At 65.9% G+C, this 12,096-nt stretch carries 10 protein-coding genes; 5 read left to right on the top strand and 5 right to left on the bottom strand.

Going from position 1 to position 12,096, the window contains the following annotated elements:
- The first annotated feature begins 3 nt into the window (after positions 1–3).
- Positions 4–1,290: a mandelate racemase/muconate lactonizing enzyme family protein gene (locus tag G6N58_RS07650; RefSeq protein ID WP_115279139.1), complete on the top strand. Its 1,287-nt coding sequence runs from the start codon at positions 4–6 to the stop codon at positions 1,288–1,290.
- Positions 1,291–1,294: 4 nt separating this feature from the next.
- Complete coding sequence (locus tag G6N58_RS07645; RefSeq protein ID WP_170314331.1) at positions 1,295–2,281, top strand: mannonate dehydratase; 987 nt, start codon at positions 1,295–1,297, stop codon at positions 2,279–2,281.
- Between the two features lie 59 nt (positions 2,282–2,340).
- On the opposite strand, the gene G6N58_RS07640 is transcribed toward G6N58_RS07645, so the two are convergent.
- Positions 2,341–4,077 carry a hydantoinase B/oxoprolinase family protein gene (locus G6N58_RS07640; protein ID WP_163907978.1) on the bottom strand — a complete coding sequence of 579 codons (1,737 nt, stop codon included), beginning with the start codon at positions 4,075–4,077 and terminating at the stop codon, positions 2,341–2,343.
- Positions 4,074–6,140, bottom strand: a complete 2,067-nt coding sequence (locus tag G6N58_RS07635; protein ID WP_115279140.1) for a hydantoinase/oxoprolinase family protein — start codon at positions 6,138–6,140, stop codon at positions 4,074–4,076. The genes G6N58_RS07640 and G6N58_RS07635 overlap by 4 nt, the downstream gene beginning before the upstream one ends.
- 162 nt (positions 6,141–6,302) lie before the next feature.
- Here G6N58_RS07635 and G6N58_RS07630 point away from each other — a divergent pair, with 162 nt between their 5' ends.
- A complete protein-coding gene (locus G6N58_RS07630) occupies positions 6,303–7,421 on the top strand; it encodes a pyridoxal phosphate-dependent aminotransferase (protein WP_115279141.1) in 1,119 nt (372 codons plus the stop codon).
- On the opposite strand, the gene G6N58_RS07625 is transcribed toward G6N58_RS07630, so the two are convergent.
- Positions 7,418–8,170: a GntR family transcriptional regulator gene (locus G6N58_RS07625; protein ID WP_197746402.1), complete on the bottom strand. Its 753-nt coding sequence runs from the start codon at positions 8,168–8,170 to the stop codon at positions 7,418–7,420. The genes G6N58_RS07630 and G6N58_RS07625 overlap by 4 nt on opposite strands.
- Positions 8,171–8,336: 166 nt before the next feature.
- Between G6N58_RS07625 and G6N58_RS07620 the strand changes: the two genes are divergently transcribed.
- Positions 8,337–9,707: an MFS transporter gene (locus G6N58_RS07620; RefSeq protein ID WP_115281682.1), complete on the top strand. Its 1,371-nt coding sequence runs from the start codon at positions 8,337–8,339 to the stop codon at positions 9,705–9,707.
- An 18-nt stretch (positions 9,708–9,725) separates the two neighbouring features.
- On the opposite strand, the gene G6N58_RS07615 is transcribed toward G6N58_RS07620, so the two are convergent.
- Together G6N58_RS07615 and G6N58_RS07610 are read right to left on the bottom strand one after the other, a co-directional pair.
- Positions 9,726–10,223 (bottom strand): hypothetical protein, encoded by a 498-nt coding sequence (locus tag G6N58_RS07615; protein ID WP_197746401.1) that lies wholly within the window; start codon positions 10,221–10,223, stop codon positions 9,726–9,728.
- 150 nt (positions 10,224–10,373) lie between these two features.
- Positions 10,374–11,330: a CPBP family intramembrane glutamic endopeptidase gene (locus G6N58_RS07610; protein ID WP_115279142.1), complete on the bottom strand. Its 957-nt coding sequence runs from the start codon at positions 11,328–11,330 to the stop codon at positions 10,374–10,376.
- A 146-nt stretch (positions 11,331–11,476) separates the two neighbouring features.
- Between G6N58_RS07610 and G6N58_RS07605 the strand changes: the two genes are divergently transcribed.
- Complete coding sequence (locus G6N58_RS07605; protein ID WP_115279143.1) at positions 11,477–12,076, top strand: TetR/AcrR family transcriptional regulator; 600 nt, start codon at positions 11,477–11,479, stop codon at positions 12,074–12,076.
- The last annotated feature ends 20 nt before the right edge of the window (positions 12,077–12,096 follow it).

The raw sequence follows: 12,096 nt of genomic DNA, 5'->3' as shown, positions 1-12,096 counted from the left end.
GACATGATCGACGCCGAGCTGGAGAACTTCGTCAACACCGGGGCGCGCTCGAGTGCCCTACGGATCACCGATGTCCGGATCGCCAAGCTCGCCGGTGTCCCGATGCGGCACACGATCATCCGCATCGACACCAACCAGGGCCTGGTCGGATGGGGTGAGGCGCGCGACCAGTCCAGCGCGAGCTTTGTCCTGATGCTCAAGAGCCGCCTCGTGGGTGAGAACCCGTGCAACGTGGAGCGGGTCTTCCGCCGCATCCGGCAGTTCGGCGGGCCCGGTCGCCAGGGCGGCGGCGTGTCCGGCATCGAGATGGCCCTGCTCGACCTGGCAGGCAAGGCGTATGACATTCCCGCCTACATGCTCGCGGGCGGTAAGTACCGCGACGAAATCCTGGTCTACGCCGACACGGTGTCTGATCCCGACCCCGAGGCGATGGCACGCACGCTGCTGGAGCGTCAGGCGCGGGGCTTCAAGATGCTCAAGATGGACATCGGGCTGTCACTGATCTGGGACGTTCCGGGTGCCGTCATCGCGAATCCGCGTGAGCGCAAGCGGCATCCGAAGGATCTGCCGTTCACCATGCACCCTTTCACGGGCACGCACATCACCCCGATCGGCGTCGACTACATCGCCGACTACGTACGACGCGTCCGCGACATCGTGGGCTACGAGCTGCCGATCGCCGCCGACCACTTCGGCTATATGGATGTCGACTCGTGCATCCGGCTCGGACGCGCCCTCGAACCGTACGCACTGGAATGGTTGGAGGACATGATCCCGTGGCAGTTCACCCAGCAGTGGCGCCAGCTCACCGAGTCGGTCGCGACGCCGACGTGCACCGGTGAGGACATCTACCTCGCCGAGGGCTTCAAGCCGCTGCTCGACGCCCAGGCGATCCGCGTCGCCCACCCGGACCCGGCGTCGGCGGGCGGCGTCCTGGAGACCAAGAAGATCGGCGACCTGGCCCAGGGATACGGGATTCCGATGGCGTTGCACCTCGCAGCGACGCCGATCGCGACAATGGCCTGCGTCGCGATCGGGGCGGCGACCGAGAACTTCCTGGCACTGGAGTTCCACGCCGCGGACGTGCCGGACTGGAGCTCGCTGGTCACAGGGCTCTCCGATCAGATCATCGTCGACGGTTACATCCCGGTGCCCGATGCGCCGGGTCTCGGTTTCGGCGACATCAACGAGGAGATGTTCATGCGCTACCTCGATCCCGACGATCCGCAGTTCTTTCCGGAGAGCAGCGCCTGGGACCGCGAGTGGAGCTACGACCGCCCGTGGGGATGACGGTGTGAGGATCGCCGAGATCCTCCCGCTCGACCGGGCGGAGACGCACTTGTGGCCGCTCATGCGGCAAGCGGGAATCACCGACGCCGTCGCGTCGTTCGGGCGCACGGTGGATGGCCGCGCCCGCGACGGGGCGGCGCCGGCGTGGGAGTACTCCAGCGTGTGCGCACTGCGGGACCGTTACGCCGAGCAGGACCTCGATGTCGGGGTGCTCGAGTGGCGGCCCCCGCTCAACCTCACCAAGCGCGGGCTACCCGGTCGTGACGAGGAGATCGCCCAGGTCATCACCATGCTCACGAGCATGGGACGGGCCGGGATCCCCGTCTGGTGCTACGAGTGGATGACCGACTTCAACTGGGCGAGAACGGGAACATCGGCCTCGCGCGGCGGGTCGGTCGTCACACGCTTCGACCTCGGCGAGGTGTCACCCGAGACCACCCCGCAGGGGCCGATCTCGGACGACGAGCTGTGGGACAACCTCGAGTACTTCCTGCGCCGGGTGATCCCCGCCGCGGAGGACGCCGGCGTGCGCCTTGCGATGCACCCCGACGATCCGCCGCTGTCGCCGCTGCGCGGGGTGGGACGCATCATGTCCAGTCTCGGCGCGTACCGGAGATTGATCCAGCTCGCGCCGAGTGAGATGAACGGAATCACGTTCTGCCAGGGTAACTTCCGGCTGATGACCGACGACATCCCGGCGGCGATCCGCGAATTCGGCGGTGCAGGGAAGATCTTCTTCGTGCACTTCCGTGATGTCGACGGTGTGGCGGAGCGCTTCACCGAGACGTGGCATGATGCGGGTCCGACGGACATGTACGCGTGCGTGCGGGCCTACCGCGACGTCGGCTTCGACGGCCTGATGCGCTCGGATCACGTGCCCACGCTCTACGGCGAGGACCCGGCCGAGGTGGGCTACGGCGTCCTGGGACGTCTGTTCGCAGTCGGCTACATGCGCGGGCTCATCGAGGCCGCGACCGCGGAGGCCACCTGACTGCTGAGATCCAGGTTGACGTCTGAGGCGTCGCGAACCCGGGGCCAGATCCGCGACGGTCACTGCGTCCTCCGTGCCCGTTCTGCCCTGGTTGCATCGGCAGCCACCGCTGCCGGCGAGCCGCGGAGTATCACACCGTAGTCGCGCTGGGCTCCTTCACGGCTGACCTTGCCGTCGAGCACATCGTCGAGCACCCGTTGGGGGTCACGGGACAGGGGGTCGCCGTACCCGCCGCCCCCGGCGGTGACCTGCCGGTGGCGGTCCCCGGCGACGACGCTGCGGTGGAACTTCGAGGGTAGAAGCTCCTCGTGATCGGCGCCCACGTTGAGAACATTGAGGGAGGACGCACCGCTGTGACCGCCGGCCAGTCCGTAGGGCGCTGACGTGCGTCGGTCGGACCGAACATGGATGGTGGACTGGTCGTACAGAACCGTCATGTCACGGAAGGTGGACAGCCCACCTCGAAATAGGCCTGCCCCACCGGTATCGGCGAGGTAGCCATAGCCGTCGATGCGCAGATGCCCGGTTTGTTCGAGCTCCTCGATAGGGGTGTTGGCCAGATTCGCGCCGAGAGGGCTGATGGCGTCGTTGCCGTCACCGGCGGGGGTCGCTCCCCAGGAACCACAGAGAATGTCCCAGCGGACCACCGAGGTGCCATCGGGTTCGGTGACGCCGAGTGCCACCCAGTTCGGACCGCCGTCGCCGGCGGCGGGAACGCGTTCGGGGAAGGCCGGAGCGAGTGCGCCCAGCACGGTGTCGATGATGCGATAGGCGACCAACCCACGGGCGCCCCTGGCGGCAGGACGACGGGCGTTGAGAATCGACGCCTCCGGGATGGTGAAGGTGAAGGGTCGGTAGAACCCCGAATTGGCCGGGATGTCGGATCCCAGCGCTCCCTGCAGGGAGGCGTAGCACGCGGATCGGGTGAATGATGCGGTGGCGTTGAGTGCGGACGCGACCTGGGGGGAGGACCCGGTGAAGTCAAAGGCGATGTCGCTGCCGCGGATGGTCACGGTGACCTCGAATGGGATGGGACCGGATCCCAGGCCGTCGTCGTCGATGGCGTCCCGGAACCGGTATTCGCCGTCGGGAGCCTTTGCGATCGCATTGCGCACCAATAGTTCTGAATAGTTCAGTAATTCGTCGACCAGACGGTCGTACTCCTCGATGCCGTATCGCTGCACCAGCGCGCGGATACCGTTGCTACCGGCGTGACAGGCCGCCAGCTGGGAGTCCAGATCGCCGCGTAGCAGTTCCGGCTCGCGCACGTTCCGCAGGATCACATCGTAGAAGGTCTGGTTGACCACCGAGGCCTCGATCATCCGCGACGGTGGGATCTGAACGCCCTCGGCGAAGATGTTGGTCGATTGCACGGCCATGGAACCGGCCGCCCACCCGCCGACGTCGGCGTGGTTGACAACAGTCACCACGAATCCGATCAGCCGGCCGCCGGGGCCGGTGAAGACCGGCGCGATCGCGAAGATGTCGGGAAGATGCATACCACCGCGGTCGGGATCGTTGAGCAGATAGACGTCGCCGTCACCGAACGCCTCCCCGAACTCCTCGAACACCGCCTTGATGGCGTCCGGAATCGAGCCGAGGTGCACCGGACAGGTGTTGGCCTGAGCGATGATCCGGCCCTGTGCATCACACAGTGCGGCCGAGAAATCCATGCTCGAGGCGACAATCTGCGAGTGCGCGGTGCGCAGGATCGTGATGGCCAGTTCGTCGGCCAGCCCCGATACGGCGTTACGGAACACCTCGAAGGTGGCGGCGTTTCGGATGGTTGTGTTCATTCGGCTGCCTCCCAGGTGATGAGGATGTTGTTGAACATGTCCAGGTGTGCGGAGGCGCCCGGTGGCACCAGCGTCGTCGAATCCATGTCTTCGATGACCAACGGACCGGTGCGCGGTCGGTCCGACAGATGGAATCGCGAGATGACGGGGGTGGCAATGTCTTCGGTGAACCGGCAGACGCGTGTCGTCTCGTCGAAGCCGGGAATGCTGTCTGCGGTGAGCGCCCGGTCGATGGTGACGGGGTTGGGGACGAAGCCGCGGACACGCAGGTTGACGATCTCGATCATGTCGTCGGTGCCGGAGCGGCCGTAGGTCCTGCGGTGTTCGGCATGAAACGCCTGGAACGCCTCACCGAGAAGATCGTCGTCGACGGGGCCGTCCGGTAACGGGATACGCAGATCGAAACGTTGCCCGCGATAGCGCATGTCGAGGATGCGCTCGATCTCGACGGTGGTGCAGTCGAGCTTGGCCGTGACCGCCGCAGACAACTCGTCGAACGCCTCGGCGAGCTGTCCGGAACGAAACGGGGCCACCAGCTGGTATTCGGTGTCGGCGACCAACAGGCCGAGACTGCTGAACAGGCCGGTGTGGACCGGAACGATCACGGTGCGGATACCCAGTTCTCGGGCCAGCGCTGCGCCGTACAGGGGACCGGCGCCGCCGAATGCGACCATGATCGACTCCCGGGGGTCACGGCCACGTTCGCTGGTCACCGCCTTGACGGCCTTGGTCATGCTCGAGGTGGCCACCTCGAAGGCGCCGCGTGCCGCATCACGGATGTCGCGGTTCATCTGCTGCGCAACGTGTTCCAACACCTTATCCGCGAGGTCGGGCTGGATGCCGACGCGGCCGCCGGCCAGGGCGTCGGGATTGAGGTAACCGAGGGCGACATTGGCGTCGGTGAGCGTGGGCCGGTCTCCGCCCAGGCCGTAACAGGCGGGCCCGGGCCGTGACCCTGCGCTCTCCGGTCCGACGTGCAGCGCCCCCGCCTCGTCGACCCACACGATGCTGCCGCCGCCGGCCCCCACCTCCGCAATGTCGATCGAAGGCACTCGGACCGCGTATCCGGCGCCTTTGCCCATGCCGCGGCTGATGTTCATGCCGCCGCCCACCTCGTAGTCGTTGGCGACGAACGGTTGCCGGTTCTCGATCAGTGAGGCCTTGGCGGTGGTGCCTCCCATGTCGAAGGCCACGACGTTGTCCAGCCCCATTAGCTGCGCCAGTTTCTGCACGGCGATCACTCCGGCTGCCGGTCCGGATTCGACGATCTGTACAGGGCGCTCCACCACTGTTTCGGCGTCCAGGAGCCCGCCGGAGGACTGCATGATGGAGAACGGCGCGGCAATGCCCTGCGAGCGCAGACTGTGCCCCAGCTCGGTGACGTAGCGGTGCACCACCGGGCCCACGTAGGAGTTGACCACCGCGGTACTACTGCGCTCGTACTCGTGCATCTCTGGCGAGATATCCACCGATGCAGTCACATACACGTCGGGCAGCAGCGTCCGGAGTTGGCCGGCGACCTCGCGTTCGACCTGCGGAGCCGCGTAGGAGTTGAGCAGGCAGATCGCAACCGCGCCGATATCGTCGGCACGAAGTCGCTCAGCCAGCGCCGCCACCTCGGCCGCGGCCACCGGGCGGGCGATCGTGCCGTCGGCCAGGATCCGATGATCGATTTCGTAGCGGTGGCGCCGCCTCGCCAGGGGCGTTGGCTTGGTCCATGAGAGGTCGTAGAGCGTCGGTCGTCGCAGCCGGCCGATCTCGAGTACATCGCGGAATCCCCGGGTCGTCACCAACGCGGTTCGTGCGCCCCGCATTTCCAAGATGGCATTGGTGGCGACGGTGGTGGCGTGCAGCACCGCGGCGACCTGCCCAGGCTGCGCCTCCGACTGATCGAGCGCGGCCGTGGCGCCCGTGATGACGCCGGTGCCGAAGTCCGGTGGGGTGGAGAGCACTTTCATGGGCACGATCCGGGTGTCGGGGCCGAGGGCCAGGACATCGGTGAACGTACCGCCGATGTCAGCCGCAATCAGCCATCGCGCGTCCGAGGGGTGGGTAGCGGTCATGTCTCTCCTGCTCAGGTGGGGGCGGCGGTTGTACGGGCTGTGGCGAGGTCAGAAACGCCCGACCGCATTCGATGCCGGGCTGTTAAGATATTCAAATGCTGTTGTATGGATACTAATGCGGCGTTAGCCTCATCACAACGGTTCGCCGAACAAGGAGTTGCGATGCTCGACCGTATGCCGGCTCTGGTTCTGGCCGAGCGTGCGATGGCCGCCGAGCGCAGTGGACACGAGATGGTGGCGATGCGGGGGGTCCCCATGCTGCCGATGCCGCCGCACGTCGTGGATGCGGTGGCCCGCGCTGCGCCGGACGTCTTCCCGCGTGACAGCCGAGGCTCGGTGATCCTGAAAACCTCGATCGCCGACCATCTTCGATTCGCTTTTGATCTACAGGTCGACCCGGAACGGGAGCTGTTGATCAGCTTCGGCGCGCAACACGGGCTCAGCGTCGTGCTCCGCGCGCTCCTCGAACCCGGTGACGAGGTGCTGATACCCGCGCCGACTTATCTTTTCGACGGCACGGTTCGGCTGGCCGGGGCGCTGCCGTCTTATGTTCCCTCGGCGGAGTCCGACGGCTGGCGACTGCCGCTGGAACGGTTGGCCGCCGCAGTCACCCCCCGCACCCGCGCGATCCTGCTGTGCAACCCGAACAACCCCACCGGCAACGTTCCCATCGCGGCGGAGCTGTCGGCGGTGCTGGACCTGGCCGGCAGATACGGGCTCTACGTCGTGGCCGACGAGTCCTACGAACGCTACGTCCATGACGGTCCGGGCTATGTCCCACAGATGTCGCTTGTCGATCACCACGACCGATTGGTCACCGTGACCAGCCTCAGCAAGAACTACGCGTTCACCAGCTGGCGGGTGGGCTACATCCACGCCCGGCCGGATCTCATCGACACCATCCACGCCGCGCTGGAATGGGATGCCATCAATGTCGCTGACATCCCGCAACTGGCTGCCGCTGCGGCGATTTCCGGACCCCAGGAGTGGCTCGAACGCGAGTTCCGCACATTTCGCACACGTCGTGACATCCTCTGCGCGGCGGTGGCCGAGGCGGGTCTCTCGGTGATCACGCCGGAGGCGGGAATCTTCGCTTTCGTCAACATGTCCCGGGTCGGAATAGGCGGCGTCGCGCTCGAAGACCGGCTGTTCGAGGCGGGGATCACCGCCCTCAACGGGCAGCGATTCGTCGGCCCCGGTACGCATGCCCGCCTGTTGTACGGCGGGACCGAGGCAAGCCTGGCCCACCTGGGCCGGCAGCTGCGGGCGCTCGTCGGCTAAGGACTCGTCGGCGCAGGAGAGGTGGACAGCTTGGGGACCCCGATCTCCACCGAGGTCACCGAGGGGCTGGTGATCAGTGCTGCGAGGACCTCACGGCGCGCGGATTGGGTGCGTGCCGTCATGGCTGCGCGAGCGGCATCCGGGTCCCGGGCGAGGATCGCGTCGACGATGGCCTTGCGTTCTTCGGTCCGAAACGGCGACATGCTCGGTTCGAGCATGTTCGCCAGCCGCACGACCCGTTCCAGGTCATCAAACACCGCGACGATACTGGCCGCCAGCCTCTCGTTGCCGCACCCGTTGGCAATGATGCTCTCGAATTCGTAGTTCTGGCGCAGCCTTTCGTCGAGATAGGGCCCGGCGAGCTGCCCATAACCGTCGTCCACGGCCAATTCGGTCAGGCGGACCTGATCGGTGTCAGACAGGCCCTTTGCCGCGGTGCGCGCTGCTGCCTCACCCTGGAGGAGAGTCCGCATGTCGCACAGGTCGGCGGCGTCGTTGAGGGTGATGGCCGATGCCACGTACCCGGCCCGTCGGATGGGGACCACCAGACCGTCACGGTGCAAGCGCGCCAATGCTTCTCGTACCGGTGTCTTGCTCAGGCCCCACGCGGCAGCCACCTGATGCTCGGTGAAATGTTCTCCGGGTTTGCGCTTGAGTTCGATGATGTCGCGTTTGAGACGCTGATAGGCCTGTTCCATCAGGTTGGCACCGTCGGGAGCGGACCTGATCAGGGCTGGCTCGAACTTCACTCGGATCCTCCGCTCGGTGCAGATAGTAGACAGCAAGCATATCGAAGGCTGAATCAAGCCCCTAGTATCCTAAGTTGCCCTTGAAAATATCTTATGTCGGTTCTACTCTGTGGCACAGACCTCAGCCGGTTTCCGCTGCCAGCCGCTCTCCACGAAAGGCCGGGTCATGACTGATGACGGTGTTGCCGCAACCCTCGACGAGGAGGCCGAACGCCGAATGTGGCGCAAGGTCGGCTTTCGCATACTTCCCCTGGTCGGTGTCGCCTACATCGTCAGTTACATCGACCGCGCCAATCTCGGCTACGTTGCCGAACCCCTGGGCGAGGACCTGAGCATGACCACCGCGCAGATAGGTCTGGCTGCCAGCCTCTTCTTCATCGGCTACATCCTCATCGAAGTGCCGAGCAACATGATGCTGCACCGCGTCGGGGCGCGACTGTGGATCAGCCGCATCATCGTCACCTGGGGAATCGTCACCGCACTGACAGGGGCGGTGCACACCACCGGTCAGCTCTACTTCGCGCGGATCATGCTCGGATTCGCAGAGGCGGGGCTGGCCGCAGGAATTCTGCTCTATTTGACTTTCTGGTTCCCCAAGAAGCAACGCACGTGGGCGATGTCGACGTTCTTTCTGATGATTCCACTGTCGGCGATCATCGGTGCCCCAATCGCCGCCGCGCTGCTGACCTGGGGTCAGGGACTGCTCGGCATTGCAGGCTGGCGGGCGCTGTTCGTGGTGGAGGGCGCTGTCACCGTCGTCGTCGGCATCGTGATCCTGCTGTTCCTGCCGGACCGTCCGGCGAAAGCAGGGTGGCTCAACGTCAATGAGCAGGCGCACATCGAGAGCGTGATTGCGCGGGAGAACGCGCGCAGCGCCGGTCGCGGCGGCCTGACCGGGGTCCGGCAAGCGCTGCTCGACAGGCGCGTATGGGCGCTCGGCTTTGCGTTCTTCGCAATCGTCTTCGGCCTCTACCCGATCGCATTCTTCCTGCCGACCATGATCTCGAACCTGACCGACACCATCGATTCGGCCGGCAACGTGTCGAGCGTGCTGCTGGCCGCGATTCCCTCGGTGGCGGCGATCATCGTGATGCTGCTGTGGGCGCGGTATGCCGCCAGGAAGTCGATCATCTTCTCCACCACGGTGCCCATGGCGTTCGGCGCCGTAGGGTTGGTGGCGGCAACCTTCACCCACAACGGCGTGCTGTTCATCATCGCCGTATGTGTTTCCGTTTCCGGTATCTACACTGCCATGCCGCAGTTCTGGCGATTGCCGGCGTTGACCATGTCCGGTGCTGCCGCTGCGGCGGGGATCGGGCTGATCAACTCGATGAGCAACCTCAGCGGTTTCATCGGTCCCTACGTAACCGGCGCCATCGAGACCGCCACCGGGAGTTACACCTACGCCCTGTTGACCATCGCCGTCATCATCTGCCTCGGCATCGTCGTCCTGCTCACCGCTGGTCGACGTGCCGAGCGCCTGGGCCAGGGCGGTGAGTACGAACATCCTGTCCCGGAAGTGTTGCGAGACAGCTAGTTCGAACGTCCTGAGGTGTCAGGTGCCAGCGCCGCTGTCGAGCAGCCAGTGATAGCGCATGTGCATCGCACGTTCGGCGGCGGCGGCCGCCGCACCGAAACCCAACGCCAGGTTGAGCCACCCCGGAAGGTGCAGGGGTGACTCGAACGAGCCGATCATGCCTGCGATATAGGGGATCTCAGAGATCGGCTCCGCAGCCTGTAGCACGTTGAGCACCACTGCGGTGAGCAGTAAGAGCACAGAGACCACACCGAGGAGTCCGCTCAGGGCGGGATGCTCGCGACCGAAACGCATCCGCCGGCCCTCGGCAGACTTCGGATGGGGCTCGAGTGGCCGCTGCGAGCCGTCGTGCGCGACGAGGTGGCACCGTCGCAGCCCCAGCTGGCTGGTGCGGACCTCGATGTGTCCGTGTGCGACGGGGAAGCGAGCGGGCACGCGTGACCGCGCCCGCAGGTGCCCATCGAGATACAGGCCTGCCCGGACGACGCCGCTTTCGGCGTCTCCGCCGTGTTTCACGTCAACCGTGTATGACCTGTCGGCCGTCCACCGGCAGTGCGATGGACAGGACCGACCGACGCGTCATCTGCCACCAGCGAAACGGTTTGAGCAGCCGTCCGTCACCTGGCTTCACACGCTTGACAAGCCGACGTTCGTTCCAGCTCGCGCTCACTGCTGCTGTCCCGTCACCGGCTCGACTATCGCAGTACGCGCAGGGCCACTCGCGCGGGTCATCCACCACACCGCGGCGGTGATGACGATCAGCGCGGCGCTGGGCACCAGGTTGGTCATCGAGCCGACCGCTTCGCCCCGGTTCGCAAGCTGGGCGCCGATGTCTTGGTGCAGGGTGGTCGCGAGCACGAGGAACATGACGTTGTAGACGCCGTGGAGGACGACGGCCACTTCGAGGCCACCGGTGCGCCAAGTGACTATGGCCGTCGACGAGAACAGCACCAGGTATGACGTCAGCAGGAACGGGTCCACCGTGCCGTGTATGAGCGAAAACAGCACGGTCGTCACGACGATGCCGAGGATTGCCCCGGAACGCGCGCCCGGCGCCCAGCTGCCGAGCACCCGGAACATCACACCGCGAAAGCCGTACTCTTCACCCGCTGCAGCCAGTGGTGTGAGGGCCATGCCGATGACGAAGAAGGCCACCAGATCCGGCGTCGTCCATGCTGCCGAGCTGTGCTGGTCCAGAGAGGCGACCGCAACCGCGGCCAGAACCAGGGGCCCGAACGCGAGCAGTGCTCGACCGAACACCCCGTAGCGGAATCGGCCCGCCACAGAGTGCAGCGTCCCGGGCGGCACCCCGTAGAGCACCCGCTGCAGCAGCATGCAGTACGGGATCAGCGCTGCCAACGACAGCGCACCGGCTGCCTGCCTCAATGGTGTCGACGGACCCGAACGGCCGAAGAATTCCCGGTCGATGATCACCGAGATCTCGGTCAGGAGAACCGCAAAGCCGACAAATCCGACCATCAGCAGCGCGAGGGCCACGATGCCACGCAGGACGACGCGTCGTTGTCCTGCGTACACCCGGTGGTATTCGACGCCGCCGGGGATCCGCGGTGTCGGGTGGGGATCATCGCCCTGCAGAATCCAGGGCCGGGTCAGGGTGTTCATCGTCTGCTCCTCGATAATCTCGACGGGTGGCCGCCGGCGCCCAGCGCTGACGCAGATGCGGATCCGCCTGGATTAGCACGCTGTACTAGTGGATCGGGGTTGAAACTAGCACAGTGTGCTAGAGCGGAGGAGGAGGTGCCGTCCCGATGGGCGTGACGAGGCAGAGCACTCGCGACAAGATCCTGATCGCCGCTGCGACGATGCTCGGTGAGGATCCGACCTCTCGGCTGAGTGTGCGCGCAGTCGCTGCGCGCGCCGGGGTCAGCGTCGGCTCGCTTCGCCACTTCTTCCCGACCCAGCGGGCCTTGGTCGACACCGTGATCGCCGGAATCTACGACTTGGACCTGCCCGACGATCCGATGCAGGACACCACCGGCGATCCCGGCGAGCGTCTCGTGGCCTGCCTTCAGTTGCTGCTGTCACAGGTGGGTACCGGCGAGCGGGCCCGGGAGCACTGGCGCTCCCTTCACGACACCTACGTCGCAGCAACGCCATCGGCGGATGCCACCCATTCTTTCCTCGCGCTCGAACGCCTTGCGGTGCACCGCATCGCGCGATGGCTCGGGCTCCTGCGCGACGAGGGCGCGCTGGCTCCGGGCGATCTCGACGCGCAGGCGCGGTTTCTGAGCACGGTGGTCAACGGGCTGTCCTTCGAGCGTGCGCTCCCGGGGGACCGTGAACGGCTCCCCTTCGAATTACAGACGCTCCGCACCGCCGCTGAGGGCATCCTGCGGCGCACGAGGTGAAGCGCCGGGCCCGGAGTCCT

This window comes from Mycolicibacterium tokaiense (genome assembly GCF_010725885.1).
Taxonomy (GTDB): Bacteria; Actinomycetota; Actinomycetes; order Mycobacteriales; family Mycobacteriaceae; genus Mycobacterium; species Mycobacterium tokaiense.
Note: the sequence above shows the minus strand (reverse complement) of the source record. Positions and strands in the feature narration are given on the sequence as shown.